Source organism: Pseudomonas sp. KH_046_2, from assembly GCF_057838985.1.
The window spans coordinates 6184980-6204779 of the sequence record NZ_CM174480.1 but is presented as its reverse complement, the minus strand read 5'-3'; the positions used below and the strand labels follow the sequence as shown (position 1 = coordinate 6204779).

Here is a 19800-nt window from a genome sequence, read left to right as displayed (position 1 = left end):
TCAAGGCTTGAGCCAGGTGCCCTGGCTCTGGGCCTCGCAGTACGGCTGCAGATACGCCGCGTCGGTGGCAACGCCGTAATAGTGAATATCCTGTCGGTAGGGCATATTGGCGACTTGGGCGTTGCTGCAGATACCAAATGCGCCGCCGGGACATTGATCGACATACTGCACATCGACTTTCTGCCCCGCCAGGTTCGGTTGGCAGAAACCATCGGCGAAGAGTTTTGGCGGGATGTTGCGGTTCTGCTGGCAAACCTGGACATCAAGCCGCTGGCCCTGGCTATGAACCACGCAAGCCTGGGCCAGCGCCTCGCCTGAAACGAGTGCCAAGAGCAACGACAAGCCGATCAACCGCATCCACCACCTCCTCAGAAATCATCAACCATGCTGCAGAATATCCCCACTCATGTCATTGCCGGCCCGTTGGGCGCCGGCAAGACCAGCCTGATCAAGCACCTGCTGACCCAGCGCCCGGCTGGTGAGCGCTGGGCAGTGTTGATCAACGAGTTTGGCCAGATCGGTCTCGACGCTGCGCTACTGACCCAGGACGCCGATGGTATCGCACTGGGGGAAGTGGCCGGGGGCTGCTTGTGTTGCGTCAACGGTGCGCCGTTTCAGATTGGTCTTGGGCGTTTGTTGCGCAAGGCACAGCCGGATCGGCTGTTCATCGAGCCTTCAGGGCTGGGGCATCCGGCGCAGTTGCTCAAGCAATTGAGCGAAGCGCCGTGGCAAGGCGTGTTGGCTGTCCAGCCTTGTGTGCTGGTGTTGGATGCCCAGGCGCTCGCCGCTGGCAAACCGCTGCCGGATGTTCAGCAGCAAGCGCTGGGCCATGCGGGACTACTGCTGTTGAACAAGTCTGAAGGTCTCGAAGAAGAAAGCCGCCAGCGAATCGCCGGGCAATTGCCGCCGCTCCCCCTGTGTTGGACGCAACAGGCGGCTTTACCCTTGAGCGAGTTGCCGGGGCTGAATGCCAAAGCGCGGGCAGGTGTGGATAACTTCGTCTTGCCCAAGGGCCTGGCGCAGCTGCCGGCGGTCTGGAGCGATCCCGCATTGCCCATTTGCTTGAGTCAGGAACAGGACGGTGGCTGGAGCATCGGTTGGCGTTGGCACCCAAGCCAGGTATTTGATGCCGTTCTGGTTGGCCGGTGGCTTGAAAACCTTGTCTGGAAGCGGGCGAAGCTGGTTATCCACAGTACCCAAGGGTGGGTTTCGGCGAACGCGGTGGATAACTCGGTGCTGAACTGGCGGCCCAGTGAATGGCGGCAGGATTCACGTATCGAGCTGATTTTCAGTGAGGTGCAGAATGCAGAACGACTGCAGCGTGAGCTGGTAGCGTGCCGGTGCGGATCGGGTTAATGGCTCACGGCCGCCACTTGGTATGGTCCTGACGCCACTGGCTCAGCTCGATCACTTCCGCGCGAGGTTTTGCCACTTCGACCACTGGTTCGGTTTCGTCGAACGGGACCGGGTAGGGCGCCAGCTCGATCTGTGCGCTGTGAGCGCCGAACTGGGTGATGGTGCCGTTGTGGCGGGTTTCGCCCGTCACGGTGAATTCGAAGTTATACACACGGGCCAGGCGTCGCCGACCATTGGCATCCCTGATGAACGCGATTCTTTTCAGGGCAACGTTGCCGTCGAGCAATTCGATCCCGAGTTTGCCGCAATGCTGCTTGACCCGCTCCAGCGCGCGCTCGCGCAAGCCGTGGTTGTGCCATAGCCATGCGCCGGCAGTGGCGAACAGCATCAGCACGAATATATTTCCAAGGGTCAGCATCAACAGGGTGCTCCAACAAGATAGTGTCAGCTTAACTGCGTCGCTGGTCTGTCGTACAGGCTGCGTTTAGTCGCATACTGCGCGGCTAGAATTTCAATCGTTTTACGGAAATCCACCGCATGAAACGTACACCGCATTTGCTCGCTATCCAGTCCCACGTGGTATTCGGTCACGCCGGCAACAGTGCCGCGGTTTTCCCGATGCAACGGGTCGGGGTGAATGTCTGGCCGCTCAACACCGTGCAGTTCTCCAATCACACCCAGTACGGTCAGTGGGCCGGTGAAGTGCTGGCGCCGCACCAGATCCCCGACCTGGTCGAAGGCATTGCGGCGATCGGCGAGCTGGGCAACTGCGATGCGGTGCTCTCCGGTTACCTCGGCAGTGCGGCCCAGGGCCGGGCGATCCTGACGGGGGTGGCGCGGATCAAGTCGATGAATCCCAAGGCTCTGTACCTGTGTGACCCGGTCATGGGGCATCCGGAGAAGGGCTGCAGTGTTCCGGCGGAGGTCAGTGATTTCCTGCTGGAAGAGGCCGCCGCCGTGGCGGACTTCATGTGCCCGAACCAGCTGGAGCTGGACAGCTTCTCCGGGCGCAAGCCGCAATCGCTGTTCGATTGCCTGGCAATGGCGCGTGCATTGCTGGTGCGCGGCCCGAAAGCGGTGCTGGTCAAGCATCTGGACTACCCAGGCAAATCGCCAGAGGTCTTCGAGATGCTGCTGGTGACGGCCGAAGGCAGCTGGCATTTGCAGCGCCCGTTGCTGGCGTTCCCGCGTCAGCCGGTGGGCGTGGGCGATCTGACGTCCGGCCTGTTCCTGGCGCGTGTGCTGTTGGGCGACAGCCTGGTGGCCGCGTTCGAGTTCGCGGCGTCGGCGGTGCATGAAGTGCTGCTGGAAACCCAGGCCTGTGCCAGCTACGAGTTGGAACTGGTTCGGGCTCAGGACCGGATTGCCCATCCGCGGGTGCGGTTCGAGGCGACCTCGATCAGCCTCTGATTGAGCGTTGAAACCATTCGCGAGCAAGCCCGCTCCCACATTTGATCTTCGGTGTTGCATAGATCCAGTGTGGGAGCGGGCTTGCTCGCGAAGGCTATCTAGAAAACACCATCAGCCTGCCTGAACAACTCAGACGTCGCCCTTGATCTCCTGATAGCGCTTTTCCGACTCCTGACGAATCTGCCGGCGCTGCTGGGCCTGCATGTAACGACGCTTGTCTTCGCTATTCTGCGGTTGCAACGGTGGTACGGAGGCAGGTTTACGCTGGTCATCCACCGCAACCATGGTGAAGAAGCAGCTGTTGGTGTGACGCACCGAGCGTTCGCGGATGTTCTCGGTCACCACTTTGATACCCACCTCCATGGAGGTGTTGCCGGTGTAGTTGACCGAGGCGAGAAAGGTCACCAGTTCGCCGACATGGATCGGCTCACGGAAAATGACCTGATCCACCGACAGGGTCACCACATAGCGGCCGGCATAACGGCTGGCGCAGGCGTAGGCCACTTCGTCGAGGTATTTGAGCAGGGTGCCGCCGTGGACATTGCCAGAGAAGTTGGCCATGTCGGGGGTCATCAATACCGTCATCGACAGCTGGGCGTTTCCGGGTTCCATAGCATTCTCACGGGTCAAGGCCAGGTTTGAGGGATACACCTCTGCGGGTGCCTCGGCGGTTTTTTCAAACCAACAGTTATCGGGACGCCGGGTGCAGGGTCGCCGTCACGCCGGATCGATCTGTTTCCATATATTGCACCGCCTTTCTGCCAGAAGTCGCGGTGTTACCCTGCAAAAAGCCCTGCCTCAAGGGCATTTCTTACGTGCAATTCCGATTTTTGTCCTGCTCGATCAGGCTTTTCCTGCGTCTGGGGATCGAGCAACGCCATCCAGGGAGTCTCACGCCATGCATGCCATCAGTTTCATTCAGGATCTGGCAGTGATCATGTTGATCGCAGGTGTGGTCACCGTGGTCTTCCATCGTCTGAAGCAACCGGTGGTGCTGGGATACATCGTCGCCGGTTTCATCATTGGCCCGCACACCCCGCCATTCGGCCTGATCCACGACGAAGACACGATCAAGACCCTGGCCGAACTCGGGGTGATATTCCTGATGTTCTGCCTGGGCCTGGAATTCAGCCTGCGCAAGTTGTTCAAGGTCGGTGCCACGGCATTCATCGCGGCCTTCCTGGAAATCGTGCTGATGATCTGGATCGGCTACGAGATTGGTCGCTGGTTCGACTGGAACACCATGGATTCACTGTTCCTCGGCGCGATCCTGGCGATTTCCTCGACCACCATCATCGTCAAGGCGCTCAATGATCTGAAGTTGAAGAACGAGCGATTTGCCCAATTGATATTCGGAGTGCTGATCGTCGAAGACATTCTGGGCATCGGCATCATCGCGCTACTGTCCAGCATCGCGGTCAGCGGTACGGTCAGCTCCGGCGAAGTGTTTTCCACGGTCGGCAAACTGTCGCTGTTCATGATCGTCGCGTTGGTCATTGGCATCCTGATGGTGCCGCGGCTGCTGGCCTACGTCGCCAGATTCGAAAGCAACGAAATGCTGCTGATCACCGTGCTGGGCCTGTGTTTCGGTTTCTGCCTGCTGGTGGTCAAGCTTGAATACAGCATGGTCCTCGGGGCATTCCTGATCGGAGCGATCATGGCTGAGTCCCGGCAACTGCTGAAAATCGAACGATTGATTGAACCGGTTCGCGATCTTTTCAGTGCGATTTTCTTCGTGGCAATCGGGCTGATGCTTGATCCGGCGATTCTGCTTCAGTACGCCTGGCCAATCGCCGTAATCACCGTAGCCGTGGTGCTCGGCAAGATGTTGTCCTGCGGCCTTGGTGCATTTATCGCCGGCAATGACGGACGTACCTCGCTGCGAGTCGGGATGGGTCTTTCACAGATTGGCGAATTCTCTTTCATCATCGCGGCACTGGGCATGACCTTGCAGGTCACCAGTAACTTTTTATACCCCGTGGCTGTGGCGGTTTCGGTGATCACGACCCTGCTGACGCCGTATCTGATCCGCGCGGCCGATCCATTGTCGATCAAGCTCGCCGGCGCCATGCCAGAACGCCTGGGGCGGGTGTTGGGGATGTACGGCGAATGGCTGCGCAGCATCCAGCCTCAGGGTGAGGGCGCGTTACTGGCATCCATGATTCGCAGGATCTTGCTGCAGGTGGGCGTCAATCTGGCGCTCGTGATCGCGATCTTCTTCTCGGGGGCGTACTTCGCCGAGCGCATGTCGGCTTACCTGCAAGGCTGGATCAGCGATCCGAGCTGGCAAAAGGCGTTGATCTGGGGTGGGGCGCTGCTGTTATCGCTGCCTTTTTTGATTGCGGCGTACCGCAAGCTAAAGGCATTGTCGATGTTGCTGGCGGAAATGGGCGTGAAGCCGGAGATGGCCGGGCGCCACACGCAGCGAGTGCGCCGGGTGATCGCCGAAGTGATCCCGATCCTGTCGCTGCTGGTGATCTTTTTGCTGTTGGCAGCCTTGTCGGCCAGTATTCTGCCGACCAACAAGTTGCTGGTGCTGATCGCCGTGGTCGCAGCCGCCGTGGCGGCGCTGTTGTGGCGCTGGTTCATTCGTGTGCATACGCGGATGCAGGTGGCGTTGCTGGAAACCCTCGACAATCACAAGGAGTCGTCCGGGCACTGACCACCCAGTGGCGTTTACTGGATCAGCTTTCCAGCCAGACGTCCCGCGCCCAGTGCCACACCGACTCCCAGGTTTCTTCGGCGATCAGCTCTTCTTCGGCCTGCCAAAGCACCACGGTGCCGTCTTCTTCGACGCAATAGTAGTCATCACCGTCCTGGCAGATCGGGATCAGGCTGCGATCGACGCCGGCGTCCCAGGCGTTGGCGGCAACGTCGGGCAGGTAGGTGTGGGATTGCGGGTCGGTCACGGTGACCGGTTCCAGGCTGCCGTAGACCACGTCACTGACAGTCAGCAGAAACTCTCTGAAGACGAACGGAATGTCGATGAACAGTTGTTCCTCGATTTCGACCAGCAGGTCTTCGTCGGGCAATTCCAAGGGGACCGGTACCGGTTCGTTGGCTTCACGCAGTTGTTCGATGATTTCTTCCACGTCCGGGATCCTCTTGCTTGTATGGCGCGGTTTATATGGGGCGGTTTATACAGTAGCTTGCTATAGATGCAACCGCGAAATAGAAAACCCCGGCCTGAGCCGGGGTTTTGTTTGCAGCAAGTGAAGCGCCGGGGGAGGATCAGCCGTTCTGGCGGATACCGGCTACCAGCCAAGGCTGGTTTTCGCCCTGTGCACGTTCCATGTTCCAGCTTTCGCTGAAGACTTCGCCCTGGTCGAAACGCGAGGTTTTCGACACGCCAGTGAAGGTCAGGGTGGCGATGGTCTTGTCGGCGCGGTCGTCCACACCGTCCAGCTGTACATTGAGGTTATCGATGTAGGTGGACTGGAAACCGTCGCCCAGGTCAGCACGCTCACGCTTGAGGAACTCCAGCATTTGCGGGGTCACGAACTCGGCGATCTTGTCCATTTCGTTGGCGTCCCAGTGCTGCTGCAGGGACTGGAAGTGATTGCGTGCCGCTTCGACGAAGTTTCCTTCGTTGAACCAGGCTGGCGCGTTGATCACTGGGCGAGCGGCAACAGGCGCTGGCGAACCACCGAAGATCGAACCGCCGGCAGGCTTTTGTTCGAACGCTTCACGTTGCATCGGCGCGTGGCCGGCCGGAGCGTACTGCTCCTGCTGCTTGCGACGACGGGCGGCGATAAAGCGGAAGACCAGGAACGCAATGACGGCCATGATCAGGATGTCGAAGATCTGCATGCCCTGGAAGCCGTCACCCATGAACATGGAGGCCAGCAGGCCACCGGCCGCGATACCGGCCAGAGGGCCGAGCCAGCGCGAAGCGCCACCGGCCTTGGCAGCAGCGCCAGCGGCACCGGCAGCACCAGCGGTCGCCGCAGCGCCGCCCATGCCTGGAGAAGAAGGAGCCATCTGGCTGGTCTGGTGAGTCGGCGCAGCGCCTGCGCTTTTGCCACCACCGAAGCGCTTGGCGGCATTGACGTCGAGACTCATCGTCAGGCCGATGCACAACGCCATGGCGATGCTAAGAAAACGTTTCATAAAGGGAATTCCCATTTGTGGAAGGCACGCGCGCCATGTTGCACAGGTGAAGTGTTACTGGCTAGCGGCAGAGTGTTTCGGGCTTTTGCCTGACAGGTCGTGTTCAGCTCCAGTCAGTGCAATAAGGCCTTTTGACTTTGATCTGTCAGATGAGTGGACAGGGCTTGTAGGACGCTTGCCTAGCGTCGCAGGGCAAGCAAGACAACCCCGGCCGTGATCAGGCCGATTCCGCCCCATTGGCGCAGGTCGAGTTTTTCACCCAGCAGGACAACGCCAAGGACAGCCACCAGCACCACGCTGAGTTTGTCCACTGGGGCAACCAGTGACGCCGGACCGACCTTGAGTGCGCGGAAATAGCAGATCCACGATGCACCGGTGGCAAGGCCCGACAACAGCAGGAACAGGTAGCTCTTCGCAGAGATCGATCCCAATGACTGATATTGGCCCGTGGCGTACAAAATCAAGGCCAGGCTGACCAATACCACTATCGTACGTAGCAGGGTGGCGAAGTCGGAGTTGACGTTTTCGATGCCGACTTTCGCGAAAATGGCGGTCATTGCTGCGAATGCCGCCGATAACAGGGCCCAGAATGTCCAGGAGGAAAAAAAGCCTGAGCCCATTTTTCAGCACCTTTAGTCAGGTCAACTGTGGGAGCGAGCCTGCTCGCGAATGGGAATTTCAGGGTGTCTCTGAAACACCGCGTCATCGTTCTTCGCGAGCAGGCTCGCTCCCACAGAAAAACAGTCAGTGTGACCTTAAATAGCTTCCAGTTTGGCATACCCCAGCATCAGCCACTTGCTGCCTTCGCTGAAGTTCACCTGCACCCGGGCCTGGGCCCCGGCGCCTTCGAAGTTGAGGATCACGCCGTCACCGAAGATGGAGTGGCGTACGGTCTGGCCAAGGCTGAAACCGGTCTGTGGAATCTCGCTGCCGCTGAACAGGTTGCTACCACTCATCGACTGGTTGCCACCAAACGGACGGCTGACGCTGTTGGACAACCGCACTTCCTGAATCAGGCCTTTCGGAACCTCGCGTACGAAGCGCGACACCTTGTTGTAGGTTTCGCTGCCATAAAGGCGTCGGGTTTCGGCAAAGGTCATCACCAGGTTCTGCATGGCCCGGGTAATGCCGACGTAGGCCAGGCGACGCTCTTCCTCAAGGCGGCCGGGTTCTTCCAGGCTCATCTTGTGCGGGAACAGACCTTCTTCCATGCCCACAAGGAACACGTAAGGGAATTCCAGGCCCTTGGCGCTGTGCAGGGTCATCAGTTGAATGCTGTCTTCGTGCTCGTCGGCCTGGGTATCGCCGGCCTCCAGCGATGCGTGACCGAGGAACGCTGCCAATGGCGTCAGCTCTTCGTCTTCTTCGCTGTTTTCGAAGTTGCGCGCGGCGCTGACCAGTTCCTCAAGGTTTTCTACCCGGGCCTGGCCTTTCTCGCCTTTTTCCGCTTCGTGATAGGCGATCAGCCCTGACTGCTCGATGACGGTCTGGGTCATCAGGTGCAGTGGCATTTCCATGCACTTGGCGGCGAGGTTCTCGATCAGCTCGATAAACGCGCCAAGGGCGCCGGCCGCACGACCGGTCAGGCCTTTGTTGGCCACCAGTTGGCGCATCGCTTCCCACATCGACACATCGCTGTGGCGAGCATGGTCGCGGATCGCTTCGACGGTTTTCTCGCCAATGCCACGGGCCGGCACGTTGATCACCCGTTCCAGCGCAGCATCGTTACCGCGGCCCTCGAGCAAGCGCATGTAGGCCATGGCGTTCTTGATTTCGGCGCGTTCGAAGAAACGCTGACCGCCATAGATACGGTAGGGAATGCGCTCGCGCAGCAAGGCTTCTTCCAGAACCCGTGATTGGGCGTTGGAACGGTACAGAATCGCGATATCGCTGCGAGACAAGCCGGTTTTCAGCGCGCTTTCGATGGTTTCGACAACGTAGCGTGCTTCGTCGTGCTCGTTGAAGGCGGCGTACAGGTTGATCGCTTCGCCGTCGCCGCCGTCTGTCCACAGCTCTTTGCCCAGGCGCCCGGTGTTATTGGCGATCAAGGCGTTGGCAGCCTTCAGGATGCCGGCGGTGGAGCGATAGTTTTGCTCCAGGCGAATGGTTTCGGCGTCCGGGAAGTCTTCGGAATACTGGTAGATGTTCTCGATTTTCGCGCCGCGCCAGCCGTAGATCGACTGGTCATCGTCGCCTACGACCATCAGGCTGTCGCCACCCTTGGCCAGCAGGCGCAACCAGGCGTATTGCACGGCGTTGGTGTCCTGGAACTCGTCCACCAGGATGTGCCGGAAGCGCTTTTGATAGTGAGCGAGCAGGCCAGGGTGATCGCGCCACAGATCGAGGGCGCGCAGCAGCAATTCGGAGAAGTCGATGACGCCCGCACGCAGGCAGGCGGCCTCGTAGGCTTCATAAATACCGCGCATGGTGGCCAGGAACAAGTCACCACTGGCCTGGATGTGCTGCGGGCGCAGGCCTTCGTCTTTCTGCCCGTTGATAAACCACTGGGCCTGACGGGCCGGCCAGCGCTGTTCGTCCAGGCCGAGCTCGCGGATCACCCGCTTGACCAGACGCTGCTGGTCATCGCTGTCGAGAATCTGGAAGGTCTGACTTAGGCCCGCTTCCTGCCAGTGCGCCCGCAGGAGGCGGTGCGCCAGGCCGTGGAAGGTGCCGACCCACATGCCGGCCGGGTTGATACCCATCAGCTGCTCGATGCGTTGGCGCATCTCGGCAGCGGCCTTATTGGTGAAGGTCACCGACAGGATGGAGTGGGGCGAGGCGTTTTCGACCTGGATCAACCAGGCGATACGGTGCACCAGCACTCGGGTTTTACCGGAACCAGCACCGGCCAGGACCAACTGACGACCCACGGGGGCCGCTACGGCCTGGCGTTGGGCATCGTTGAGGGAGTTCAGCAGAAGGGAGAGATCATCGCGCATCGGGGCATTCTAGGGGGCCGCGCCACACCGGGCAAACCCCGCTTTGCTTTAACCGATGAAAGTTATGCGAAGGACGACCGGTCAGTCATCGGCTGCAGGCGTTGGCGGGGCGTGCCTTCAGCATTTTCAGTGGTGTCGGCGGCCAAAAAATTTGGCGATTTATTGATCAGCAGCAGTTTGGTCCGGGCAATTGCTTGTGTATGCTCCGAGCAGTTTCGGGCACATGCTCATCATTATAAGAACAAGAACATCGCCTATGACCCTCAGCTTCGACCTGTCGGGCCCCACTGTGGAACCCCGGGTGATCCGAAAACAGTACGCCATGGAAATGGCGGTCGAACGCACGCGCCTGTTGTATCAAGGCTCGCTATTGCCCACCTTGTTCATGCTGATCAATGGCCTGGTCTGTGCCGGGTTACTCTGGAGCCCGCAGCGCTATTTTCTGGTCAGTGTCTGGCTGGTGTGGTTGTTGTCTTTGGTGGCATTGCGAGTGATTCAGGTCGCAGCCTTCGATTCGGCCATTCCCAATCGTCAGGCCCATCCCATTTGGCGACGGATGTTCTTGCTGGGCTCCGGTCTCACCGGTCTGACACTGGCCGGTGCCGGCATCGCCCTGGTTCCCGCCGATAACTTCATTCAGCAAGCCTGGGTCTTCGGCCTCATCGGTGCCGCAGCGCTCTCGGCCAGTGTGGCTTATGCGGTCAGTTTGCCGGCCTTTCTGTCATTTACCTTGCCCTGCCTGTTGCCGGCCATCGCCTATATGTTTTGGGGGGCTGACGAACAGCAGCAAGGTTGGGGCTGGTTCGGGCTGATCCTGCTCGGTGCGTTGAGCGTGGTCGCCTGGCAAGTCAATCGATTGATCGATCGGGGCTTGATGCGACGCTTTCAGAACCAGGCACTGATCGAACATCTACAGCAAGCGCAAAGCTGCAGTGATCAGCTCAATCAGAAGCTGGCCAAGGAGATAGAGCAGCGCCGACGTGCCGAGGACGAGTTGCGAGAGATCCAGGTCGACCTGGAAAACCGTGTCGCTCAGCGCAGCCTGGAACTGGACGCCGCCAACCAGGCGCTGAGCAAGAGTGAGGCGCGTCTGGCGTTGGCATTGAAGGCCAGCGAGTTGGGGTTGTGGGACTGGAATCTGCAATCCGACGAAGTCCATCACACGCAGATTCAGGAATTGTTCGGTCTGGAACCGGAGCAGGTCACGGCATTACTGCGCCACCTCAAGCCGCGCCTTCATCCTGAGGATCTTCCTGCGCTGAAAAGGGCGCTGGTCGAGCATTTGAAGGGGCGCACTGAGGATTATCAAATCGAGTATCGCGTGCGGCATGGCGACGGCCACTGGGTCTGGATCGAGGACCGCGGGCGGGCAGTCGAGCGTGCCGACAACGGCCGGGTGATTCGCATGGTCGGCACTCGCCGCGACATCAGTGCCAGCAAAGGCCTGGAGGAGCAGCGGCAACTGGCGGCGACCGTGTTCGAGGCGGCCAGCGAAGGGATCGTGATTTTCGATCCGAATTACGTCCTGATCGCGATCAATCAAGCCTTCAGCCGGGTGACCGGCTATGACATCGGCGACATGATCGGACGCAATGTCGTTGAGCTGCCATGCAGTCGTGATGCGCGTCGGCATTACGCCTCAATACACCAGGCGCTGGAGCAGGAAGGCAGCTGGCAGGGCGAATTGGTGGAGACCCGCAAGAACGGCGAGATGTATCCGCAATGGCTGCAACTGAATGCTGTACGCGATACTCGGGGAAATGTAAGCCATATTGTGGGCTTCTTCGCTGATCTCTCAGCCCGCCGAGAATCCGAAGAGCGCATGCGCTATCTGACCCATTACGACGAACTTACCGGTCTGGCCAACCGCGCGATGTTCCGCGAACGACTCAGCGAGGCTCATCAACGCGTGCGACAGGGCGGTTATCGCAGCCTGGCGTTGCTGCACATCAATCTCGATCGGTTCAAGCAACTCAACGACAGCCTGGGGCATGAAGTCGCCGACCAGTTGTTGCAGAAAATGGCCCGGCGACTGGTGAATGCATTGCCTGAAGCAGACACCATCGCGCGCCTTTCCGGTGATGAGTTTGCCGTGCTGTTCAATTCCTACGGCAACCTTTCGAGCCTGGCCCGGGTGGCGACTCGTCTGGCGAACAAGTTGCGCCTGCCGGTGACCATTGACGGGCATGAGCTGGTGGTCAGCGCGTCGATGGGCATCAGCCTGTTGCCGGACAGCGCGCGGGAAATATCGGCATTGGTCAGTCAGTCGAACATGGCGATGCAGCACGCCAAACACCTGGGTGGCGACAATTTCCAGTTTTACACCGACAGCTTGCAAGCCAGCACGCTGGAGCGTTTACAACTGGAAAACCACCTGCGCAAAGCCATCGAAGACAAACAGCTGAAGGTGTTTTACCAACCGAAACTATGCCTGGCCACTGGCCGGTTGAATGCCGCCGAAGCCTTGGTGCGTTGGGATCATCCGACCATGGGCCGCGTGCCGCCGGGGGATTTCATCGGTCTGGCTGAAGAAACCGGATTGATCGGCCCGATCGGTGAGTTCGTGCTGCGTCAGGCCTGCTGGCAAGCCTGTGAGTGGCAACGGCAGGGGCTTGAAGCGATTCGGGTGTCGGTCAATCTGTCGGTGCATCAATTGCGCCAGGGCAAGCTGGTCAGTCTGGTGCGTCAGGTGCTGGAGGAAACCGGGCTGGCACCGCAACTGCTGGAGCTGGAACTCACCGAAAGCCAGTTGCTGGACAGCGTCGAACATATCATCGCAACGTTCCAGCAGTTGCGTGATCTCGGGGTGAAACTGGCCATTGATGATTTTGGCACCGGTTACTCATCCCTGAGCTACCTCAAGCGGATCCCGGTGGATTACGTGAAAATTGATCAGGCGTTTATCCGTGGCCTGGGGGAGGGCAGCGAAGACGCGGCGATTACCCGGGCAATCATTGCCATGGCTCACGGCCTGAAGCTGAAGGTCGTGGCGGAAGGGGTGGAGCGGGAAGAACAGCTTGAGTTCCTGAAAGCCGAGCGCTGCGATGAAGTACAGGGCTATTTGATCAGCCGCCCGGTCGAGGCCCAGACGTTGGCAGGTTTGCTGCACGCGCAAGCCGCAAGCTGACGAGGATACGCAAGGCGCTTTTGTCCGTTAAAACGCGCACCCAGCGCACCAGGACAGGCGCCATGGGTGCTACATGAAGCGCGGGCACCTGAAATCGAGGGATTCGGTAACGCATTGAGCAGGCAAAAAGCCAATTCATGTAGTATAACTACAAGCGTGCTACATCCCCGGCACCTGCCAATAACAAAGAGTCCAGCCCCTTGAATCTGCTGCAACACATCGCCCAGTCTCGCCACCTGTTACGCAAGTCGGAGCTCAAGGTCGCCGACCACGTGCTGCTTGATCCTGCGGCCGTGATGCACAGCTCCATGGCCGACTTGGCCCACAGCGTGGGCATCAGCGAACCGACCATCGTGCGTTTTTGCCGTGCCATTGGTTGTTCCGGCTTTCAGGACCTGAAGCTGAAGCTAGCCCAGAGCCTGGCGGCAGGTGCAAGTTTCGGCCAGTTTGCGATCCATGAGGATGACTCGGTCGCCGACTATAGCCTGAAAATCTTCGACACCACCCTGCATACGCTGATGGAGGTTCGCGAGAAGCTCGATCCGCTGGAATTGCAGCGGGCGGTGACGCTGATGTCCCAGGCCCAGCGTGTCGAGTTCTATGGCTTCGGCGCCTCGGGTGCGGTTGCGGCGGATGCCCAGCACAAGTTCTTCCGCTTGCTGCTCACCGCTGCGGCGTATTCCGACCCGCACATGCAGGCGATGTCGGCCGTGACGCTCAAGCCAACCGACGTCGCGATCTGCATTTCCCAGTCCGGACGTTCCAAGGACCTGCTGATCACCGCCAACCTGGTGCGCGAAAGCGGTGCCTCGTTGATCACTTTGTGCCCGAGCCAGACGCCGTTGGCCGAACTGTCTACGGTCAATCTGGCGATCGATGTGCATGAAGACACTGAAATCTATACGCCGCTGACTTCGCGTATCGCCCACCTGGTGGTGATCGACGTGCTGGCGATGGGCGTGGCCATGGCCCGTGGCCCGAGCCTGGTCAACCACCTCAAGAGCGTCAAGCGCAGCCTGCGCAGCTTGCGGTTGTCGCCCAAGTCGGTGAAAGCGCTGGACGATTGATCTGAAGACCGACACGGACTCTGTGGCGAGGGGGCTTGCCCCCGTTGGGGCGCGCAGCGGCCCCAAGTAATTTGCGACTGCTGCGCAGTCGAACGGGGCGGTGCGGCGATCCGACAAGCCCCCTCGCCACAATTTCATCCCTTTGTAACCCTCCCGCCGCCAAACCGTCATCCCCCGCGCCTATCTTGAAACTCCCGTACTCGCCTTGGGAGACTCGAAATGGCCATGCCCTACGAAGAACGCAACAGCGCTGTCAAAACCCGTCGTCAGCAAGAAGATCAGCGCCGCATGGAATTCCGCCGCGCCATCGAAGATCGCTGCGAACGCCGTCAGCTTCTGGCCGAAATTGGCGATTTTCCGGAGTTGGAACTCAACTTCTGGCAGGCATCTCCCTCGGCGTCCCGTCGAAACGCTCAACCAGCGCGCTGATCTGAATCCGTTCGCTTCGGATAAACGCCAGGAAGGCGTGAGCCACCGGTGACAGGCGTTTCGCCTTGGCCTGCACCAGGCACCAGCTGCGAAACAGTGGCAGCTCTTCGACCGGTAGCTCGATCAGTCCACCGGTTGCCAGTTCAAGGCTCAGGGCGTGGCGCGTCAACAGCGCAACGCCCAGGCCTGCCAGTACACATTCACGCTGAGCTTCGGCAGACGAGACCTCCTGGGTCTGGTTGAAGTGCACGCGCTTCTCTTTGAAGTATTCTTCGCACGCCAGCCGCGTCCCGGAGCCTGGCTCACGCAGCAGCAGTGTGTAGGGCTCGAGATCCTGCAGGCGCAGCGGCCCCATATGACACAGCGGATGATCCGGTGGCGCCACGGCGACGATCGGGTTGTTCAGGAACGGAAGGAATTCCAGGCCCATGTCTTGAGGCACCATGGACATGATCACCAGGTCGTCGCGGTTGTCCGACAGACGCCGAATGACCTGGCCGCGATTGACCACCGTCAGTTGCAGGTTCACTTCCGGGTGCTGGCGTTTGAACGCGGCAAACAGATGCGGCACGAAGTATTTGGCGCTGGATTCAATCGCCAGTTTCAGTTGCCCCTGCAACGAGCCCTGCATGTCCGACAGCTGCATGTCGAGGTTTTCCAGGCGCCCGAAAATATCCCGACTGGCCCGCTGTAACGCTTCAGCCGCTTCGGTCATGTAGAGTTTTTTGCCGACGTAATCGAACAAAGGCTGGCCAATCAGCTCTTCAAGTTGACGAATCTGTAGGCTGACGGCAGGTTGTGTGAGCGACATTTCCTCGGCCGCGCGGCTGTAGGAGCGCAAATCACAGACCTCGTTGAAGATCTGCAATTGCCGCAAAGTCATACGCATCAATGACTTACGCATTATATGGTCGCTCTCGTCGCTGGCTGGTGAATCAACTATAAGTCTTTACTTATGCATGGCCCAATAATTATTCATTTTTGTTAATCCCTTGTGGGCGCTAGTGTGGACCTGCGACCAAATTGAAACATTTGGTCACGCGTCGACCTGGGTCTAGCAGGTCGTGGGTACCACCGGCTCAAGGGAAACTCCAAGTGATAACAAAGATCCTGATCGCCAACCGTGGTGAGATTGCCGTACGAATCGTACGTGCCTGCGCCGAAATGGGCATTCGCTCGGTCGCGATCTACTCCGATGCCGACCGTCATGCCTTGCATGTCAAGCGTGCGGACGAGGCCCACAGCATTGGTGCCGAACCGCTGGCCGGTTACCTGAACCCGCGCAAGCTGGTGAACCTGGCTGTGGAAACCGGTTGCGACGCTCTGCACCCCGGCTATGGCTTCCTTTCGGAAAACGCCGAGCTGGCGGAGATCTGCGCCGAACGCGGGATCAAATTCATTGGCCCGTCGGCTGAAGTCATTCGCCGCATGGGCGACAAGACAGAAGCTCGCCGCAGCATGATCAAGGCCGGTGTACCGGTGACCCCGGGCACTGAAGGCAACGTGTCGGGCATCGAAGAAGCCCTGACCGAAGGCGATCGCATCGGCTACCCGGTGATGCTCAAGGCCACGTCCGGTGGTGGCGGCCGCGGCATTCGTCGCTGCAACAGCCGCGAAGAACTCGAACAGGCTTTCCCGCGTGTCATTTCCGAAGCCACCAAGGCCTTCGGTTCGGCGGAAGTGTTCCTGGAGAAGTGCATCGTCAATCCGAAGCACATCGAAGCGCAGATTCTTGGCGACAGCTTCGGCAACGTGGTGCACCTGTTCGAGCGTGACTGCTCGATCCAGCGCCGTAACCAGAAGCTGATCGAGATCGCCCCGAGCCCGCAACTGACCCCGGAACAGCGCGCCTACATCGGCGACCTGTCGGTGCGCGCAGCCAAGGCCGTGGGTTACGAGAACGCCGGCACCGTGGAGTTCCTGCTCGCCGAGGGCGAGGTGTACTTCATGGAGATGAACACCCGAGTGCAGGTGGAACACACCATCACCGAAGAAATCACTGGTATCGACATTGTCCGCGAGCAGATCCGCATCGCCTCCGGCCTGCCGCTTTCGGTGAAACAGGAAGACATCCAGCACCGTGGTTTCGCCCTGCAATTCCGGATCAACGCTGAAGACCCGAAGAACAACTTCCTGCCGAGCTTCGGCAAGATCACCCGTTACTACGCACCCGGCGGCCCCGGCGTACGTACCGACACGGCGATCTACACCGGTTACACCATCCCGCCGTACTACGACTCCATGTGCCTGAAACTGGTGGTGTGGGCGCTGACCTGGGAAGAGGCGATGGACCGTGGCTTGCGCGCCCTCGACGACATGCGTCTGCAAGGGGTCAAGACCACCGCCGCGTACTACCAGGAAATCCTGCGTAACCCGGAATTCCGTAGCGGCCAGTTCAACACCAGCTTCGTTGAAAGCCATCCTGAACTGACCAACTACTCGATCAAGCGCAAACCCGAAGAGCTGGCCCTGGCCATCGCCGCCGCCATCGCCGCCCACGCAGGCCTGTGAGGAATAGAACAATGAGCAACCCCCCTGTTTCTAAAAAGATAAACGTTACCGACACGATCCTGCGCGACGCCCACCAATCGCTGCTCGCCACTCGCATGCGCACCGAAGACATGCTGCCGATCTGCGACAAGCTCGACAAAGTCGGCTACTGGTCGCTGGAATGCTGGGGCGGCGCGACGTTCGACGCCTGCGTACGTTTCCTGAAAGAAGATCCGTGGGAGCGTCTGCGCCAACTGCGCGCCGCGCTGCCTAACACCCGCCTGCAAATGCTGTTGCGCGGCCAGAACCTGCTGGGCTACCGCCACTACAGCGACGATGTGGTCAAAGCCTTCGTCGCCAAGGCCGCGGTCAACGGCATCGATGTTTTCCGCATCTTCGACGCCATGAACGATGTGCGTAACCTGCGCGTGGCCATCGAAGCGGTGAAAGCCGCCGGCAAACACGCCCAGGGCACCATTGCCTACACCACCAGCCCGGTGCACACCATCGAGGCCTTCGTGAACCAGGCCAAGCAAATGGAAGCCATGGGCTGCGACTCGGTGGCGATCAAGGACATGGCCGGCCTGTTGACCCCGTACGCAACTGGCGAACTGGTCAAGGCACTGAAAGCCGAGCAATCGCTGCCAGTGTTCATCCATTCCCATGACACCGCTGGCCTGGCCGCGATGTGCCAAATGAAGGCCATCGAAAACGGCGCCGATCACATCGACACCGCGATCTCCAGCTTCGCCTGGGGCACCAGCCACCCGGGCACAGAGTCGATGGTTGCCGCCCTTAAAGGCAGCGAGTTCGACACCGGTCTGAACCTGGAACTTCTGCAAGAGATCGGCCTGTACTTCTACGCCGTGCGCAAGAAGTACCACCAGTTCGAAAGCGAATTCACCGCCGTCGACACCCGTGTTCAAGTCAACCAGGTACCGGGCGGGATGATTTCCAACCTGGCCAACCAGTTGAAGGAGCAGGGCGCACTCAATCGCATGAGCGAAGTGCTGGCCGAAATCCCGCGGGTTCGTGAAGACCTCGGCTTCCCGCCGCTGGTGACCCCGACTTCGCAGATCGTCGGCACCCAGGCGTTCTTCAACGTGCTGGCCGGCGAGCGCTACAAGACCATCACCAACGAAGTGAAGCTGTACCTGCAAGGCGGCTACGGCAAGGCGCCGGGCACCGTGAACGAACAACTGCGTCGCCAGGCCATCGGCAGCGAAGAAGTGATCGACGTTCGCCCGGCTGACCTGCTCAAGCCGGAAATGACCAAGCTGCGTGCCGACATCGGCGCACTGGCCAAGTCCGAAGAGGACGTGCTGACCTTCGCCATGTTCCCGGACATCGGTCGCAAGTTCCTCGAAGAACGTGCTGCCGGCACCCTGACACCTGAAGTGCTGCTGCCTATTCCTGAAGCCGGCGGCGTTGCCTCGGTTGGTGGCGAAGGCGTGCCGACCGAGTTCGTCATCGACGTCCACGGCGAAACCTACCGCGTCGACATTACTGGTGTGGGCGTCAAGGCCGAAGGCAAGCGTCACTTCTACCTGTCCATCGACGGCATGCCGGAAGAAGTGGTGTTCGAACCGCTCAACGAATTCGTCGGTGGCGGCAGCAGCAAGCGCAAGCAAGCCACTGCACCGGGTCACGTCAGTACCACCATGCCGGGCAACATCGTCGACGTGCTGGTCAAGGAGGGCGACACCGTCAAGGCGGGCCAGGCCGTGTTGATCACCGAAGCGATGAAGATGGAAACCGAAGTCCAGGCAGCCATCGCCGGTAAAGTCACCGCCATTCACGTGGCCAAGGGCGACCGGGTGAACCCGGGCGAGATCCTGATCGAGATCGAAGGCTGATTTAACAGCCGCGATACAACGCTTTATACCTCGGGGGAGCATGTGCTCCCCTTTTTTTCGCCCGAAATTCAAACTGCAGCCTTCGCCGAAGGCTGCAGCTTTTGGATTCAGGACTGTTGCGTTCTGCACTCCACCAACCCTTTAACCTGACCCGAAGCGGTTTGGTTCTCATCGCTCAGCCACTTCTCGAACCCGGCGCCAATCGCCGGCCATTCCGAGTCCAGAATCGAGTACCACGCGGTGTCCCGATTTTGCCCTTTGACCACCATGTGCTGGCGGAACACACCCTCAAAGCTGAAGCCCAGGCGCTCGGCCGCGTATTTGGAGCGGGCGTTGGCGTTGTTGCATTTCCATTCCAGGCGACGGTAGCCCAGGGCAAAGGATTCCTTGGCCAACAGGTAAACTGCCTCGGTGCTTTTCGGCGAGCGCTGCATCGGGGCGCCGAAGGTGACGTGGCCGATTTCGATGCGACCCTGGGCCGGGACGATGGACATCAGGCTGAGAATGCCCTGGACCTCGCCGCTGGCGCGGTCGATCACGCTGAAGAAATACGGGTCGCTGTTGGCCGCATGGTTGTTCAGCCAGTCGTTGAAGACGCTACGCTCAGGGAAGGGGCCGTAAGGCAGGTAGTCCCACAGCTTCGGGTCGGCGCCCGGGCCTTGCAGGGCTTTGAACAGGTCGTCGCCGTGGCGCGCCGGGTCGAGTTTTTCCAGGCGGATGAAGCGCCCTTCGATCAGTTGAGTCGTGGGGGCCGGGACGCCTTTCCAGTCGGCGAGTGAAATCGACATGCTGTTCTCCTTGAACCTAGGGGGCGTTCTCAATTAGTTTCCCCACCGCGTTGTCGCCTTAAAGCTGGCCAGGCAAGGCGTAGGCCGCTGGGAATGGTTGTTCCCTTTCCAAGGCCTGCAACGCAGCATGGCCAGCTTTAAGGCACAACCCGAAGGGCCGGGCCTGCTGTTGTGCAGGGCTGTGTTGCTCGAAGCTGATTTGGAATGACCAAACTGCGCTTCTCGCGC

General features: G+C 59.8%; 17 protein-coding genes. 8 read left to right on the top strand and 9 right to left on the bottom strand.

Translation table 11 applies throughout. The annotated features are described in order from the left end of the window. Nucleotides 1-357 carry an NADH:ubiquinone oxidoreductase gene (locus AC3IX1_RS28370; RefSeq protein ID WP_223465188.1) on the bottom strand — a complete coding sequence of 119 codons (357 nt, stop codon included), beginning with the start codon at nucleotides 355-357 and terminating at the stop codon, nucleotides 1-3. A gap of 27 nt (nucleotides 358-384) precedes the next feature. Here AC3IX1_RS28370 and AC3IX1_RS28365 point away from each other — a divergent pair, with 27 nt between their 5' ends. After that, a complete protein-coding gene (locus AC3IX1_RS28365; protein ID WP_489386604.1) occupies nucleotides 385-1356 on the top strand; it encodes a CobW family GTP-binding protein in 972 nt (323 codons plus the stop codon). 4 nt (nucleotides 1357-1360) lie between these two features. On the opposite strand, the gene AC3IX1_RS28360 is transcribed toward AC3IX1_RS28365, so the two are convergent. Beyond that, complete coding sequence (locus AC3IX1_RS28360; RefSeq protein WP_489386603.1) at nucleotides 1361-1774, bottom strand: DUF3301 domain-containing protein; 414 nt, start codon at nucleotides 1772-1774, stop codon at nucleotides 1361-1363. A 119-nt stretch (nucleotides 1775-1893) separates the two neighbouring features. On the opposite strand from AC3IX1_RS28360, the gene pdxY reads away from it, so the two are divergent. Beyond that, nucleotides 1894-2766: a pyridoxal kinase PdxY gene (pdxY, locus tag AC3IX1_RS28355; protein WP_489386602.1), complete on the top strand. Its 873-nt coding sequence runs from the start codon at nucleotides 1894-1896 to the stop codon at nucleotides 2764-2766. Between the two features lie 129 nt (nucleotides 2767-2895). Here pdxY and AC3IX1_RS28350 read toward each other — a convergent pair whose 3' ends face one another. Next, nucleotides 2896-3378 carry an acyl-CoA thioesterase gene (locus AC3IX1_RS28350; protein WP_046038855.1) on the bottom strand — a complete coding sequence of 161 codons (483 nt, stop codon included), beginning with the start codon at nucleotides 3376-3378 and terminating at the stop codon, nucleotides 2896-2898. A gap of 286 nt (nucleotides 3379-3664) precedes the next feature. Here AC3IX1_RS28350 and AC3IX1_RS28345 point away from each other — a divergent pair, with 286 nt between their 5' ends. Then, nucleotides 3665-5428 (top strand): cation:proton antiporter, encoded by a 1764-nt coding sequence (locus tag AC3IX1_RS28345; protein WP_489386601.1) that lies wholly within the window; start codon nucleotides 3665-3667, stop codon nucleotides 5426-5428. A gap of 22 nt (nucleotides 5429-5450) precedes the next feature. On the opposite strand, the gene AC3IX1_RS28340 is transcribed toward AC3IX1_RS28345, so the two are convergent. The 4 genes from AC3IX1_RS28340 to uvrD form a co-directional block, all read right to left on the bottom strand. After that, the gene (locus AC3IX1_RS28340) at nucleotides 5451-5858 is read right to left on the bottom strand and encodes an SMI1/KNR4 family protein (RefSeq protein ID WP_003187120.1); all 408 of its coding nucleotides are present in this window, start codon (nucleotides 5856-5858) and stop codon (nucleotides 5451-5453) included. 139 nt (nucleotides 5859-5997) lie between these two features. Continuing rightward, the gene (locus AC3IX1_RS28335; protein WP_489317725.1) at nucleotides 5998-6876 is read right to left on the bottom strand and encodes a Tim44 domain-containing protein; all 879 of its coding nucleotides are present in this window, start codon (nucleotides 6874-6876) and stop codon (nucleotides 5998-6000) included. A gap of 179 nt (nucleotides 6877-7055) precedes the next feature. Next, nucleotides 7056-7496 (bottom strand): EamA family transporter, encoded by a 441-nt coding sequence (locus AC3IX1_RS28330; protein WP_489386600.1) that lies wholly within the window; start codon nucleotides 7494-7496, stop codon nucleotides 7056-7058. Between the two features lie 135 nt (nucleotides 7497-7631). Beyond that, nucleotides 7632-9815 carry a DNA helicase II gene (gene uvrD, locus AC3IX1_RS28325; RefSeq protein WP_489386599.1) on the bottom strand — a complete coding sequence of 728 codons (2184 nt, stop codon included), beginning with the start codon at nucleotides 9813-9815 and terminating at the stop codon, nucleotides 7632-7634. A 256-nt stretch (nucleotides 9816-10071) separates the two neighbouring features. Between uvrD and AC3IX1_RS28320 the strand changes: the two genes are divergently transcribed. The 3 genes from AC3IX1_RS28320 to AC3IX1_RS28310 all read left to right on the top strand — a co-directional run bounded on the left by AC3IX1_RS28320 (nucleotide 10072) and on the right by AC3IX1_RS28310 (nucleotide 14438). Further along, nucleotides 10072-12942: an EAL domain-containing protein gene (locus AC3IX1_RS28320; protein ID WP_489386598.1), complete on the top strand. Its 2871-nt coding sequence runs from the start codon at nucleotides 10072-10074 to the stop codon at nucleotides 12940-12942. 200 nt (nucleotides 12943-13142) lie between these two features. Then, the gene (hexR, locus tag AC3IX1_RS28315) at nucleotides 13143-14009 is read left to right on the top strand and encodes a transcriptional regulator HexR (protein ID WP_007954250.1); all 867 of its coding nucleotides are present in this window, start codon (nucleotides 13143-13145) and stop codon (nucleotides 14007-14009) included. Between the two features lie 219 nt (nucleotides 14010-14228). Next, nucleotides 14229-14438 carry a PA3496 family putative envelope integrity protein gene (locus AC3IX1_RS28310; RefSeq protein WP_046038865.1) on the top strand — a complete coding sequence of 70 codons (210 nt, stop codon included), beginning with the start codon at nucleotides 14229-14231 and terminating at the stop codon, nucleotides 14436-14438. Here the strand turns inward: AC3IX1_RS28310 and AC3IX1_RS28305 are convergent. Next, on the bottom strand, nucleotides 14380-15342 hold the full coding sequence (locus AC3IX1_RS28305) for a LysR family transcriptional regulator (RefSeq protein ID WP_150671917.1): 963 nt from the start codon (nucleotides 15340-15342) through the stop codon (nucleotides 14380-14382). The two genes, AC3IX1_RS28310 and AC3IX1_RS28305, sit on opposite strands and share 59 nt — an antisense overlap. A 191-nt stretch (nucleotides 15343-15533) precedes the next feature. Here AC3IX1_RS28305 and AC3IX1_RS28300 point away from each other — a divergent pair, with 191 nt between their 5' ends. Continuing rightward, entirely contained in the window at nucleotides 15534-16949 is a 1416-nt protein-coding gene (locus AC3IX1_RS28300; protein WP_046038868.1) for an acetyl-CoA carboxylase biotin carboxylase subunit, read from the top strand. 11 nt (nucleotides 16950-16960) lie between these two features. Further along, nucleotides 16961-18784: a sodium-extruding oxaloacetate decarboxylase subunit alpha gene (gene oadA / locus AC3IX1_RS28295; RefSeq protein ID WP_489386597.1), complete on the top strand. Its 1824-nt coding sequence runs from the start codon at nucleotides 16961-16963 to the stop codon at nucleotides 18782-18784. 107 nt (nucleotides 18785-18891) lie between these two features. Here the strand turns inward: oadA and AC3IX1_RS28290 are convergent, their stop codons facing one another. Beyond that, nucleotides 18892-19572: a GNAT family N-acetyltransferase gene (locus AC3IX1_RS28290; protein WP_489386596.1), complete on the bottom strand. Its 681-nt coding sequence runs from the start codon at nucleotides 19570-19572 to the stop codon at nucleotides 18892-18894. Between the last annotated feature and the right edge of the window lie 228 nt (nucleotides 19573-19800).

Bases quoted from the DNA above. Each gene is read 5' to 3' on its own strand.
- AC3IX1_RS28345 (WP_489386601.1), top strand. From the start codon at position 3,665: ATGCATGCCATCAGTTTCATTCAGGATCTGGCAGTGATCATGTTGATC.
- AC3IX1_RS28360 (WP_489386603.1), bottom strand. From the start codon at position 1,774: ATGCTGACCCTTGGAAATATATTCGTGCTGATGCTGTTCGCCACTGCC.
- pdxY (WP_489386602.1), top strand. From the start codon at position 1,894: ATGAAACGTACACCGCATTTGCTCGCTATCCAGTCCCACGTGGTATTC.
- AC3IX1_RS28365 (WP_489386604.1), top strand. From the start codon at position 385: ATGCTGCAGAATATCCCCACTCATGTCATTGCCGGCCCGTTGGGCGCC.
- AC3IX1_RS28290 (WP_489386596.1), bottom strand. From the start codon at position 19,572: ATGTCGATTTCACTCGCCGACTGGAAAGGCGTCCCGGCCCCCACGACT.
- AC3IX1_RS28305 (WP_150671917.1), bottom strand. From the start codon at position 15,342: ATGCGTAAGTCATTGATGCGTATGACTTTGCGGCAATTGCAGATCTTC.
- oadA (WP_489386597.1), top strand. From the start codon at position 16,961: ATGAGCAACCCCCCTGTTTCTAAAAAGATAAACGTTACCGACACGATC.
- AC3IX1_RS28350 (WP_046038855.1), bottom strand. From the start codon at position 3,378: ATGGAACCCGGAAACGCCCAGCTGTCGATGACGGTATTGATGACCCCC.
- AC3IX1_RS28320 (WP_489386598.1), top strand. From the start codon at position 10,072: ATGACCCTCAGCTTCGACCTGTCGGGCCCCACTGTGGAACCCCGGGTG.
- uvrD (WP_489386599.1), bottom strand. From the start codon at position 9,815: ATGCGCGATGATCTCTCCCTTCTGCTGAACTCCCTCAACGATGCCCAA.
- AC3IX1_RS28370 (WP_223465188.1), bottom strand. From the start codon at position 357: ATGCGGTTGATCGGCTTGTCGTTGCTCTTGGCACTCGTTTCAGGCGAG.
- AC3IX1_RS28310 (WP_046038865.1), top strand. From the start codon at position 14,229: ATGGCCATGCCCTACGAAGAACGCAACAGCGCTGTCAAAACCCGTCGT.
- AC3IX1_RS28330 (WP_489386600.1), bottom strand. From the start codon at position 7,496: ATGGGCTCAGGCTTTTTTTCCTCCTGGACATTCTGGGCCCTGTTATCG.
- AC3IX1_RS28335 (WP_489317725.1), bottom strand. From the start codon at position 6,876: ATGAAACGTTTTCTTAGCATCGCCATGGCGTTGTGCATCGGCCTGACG.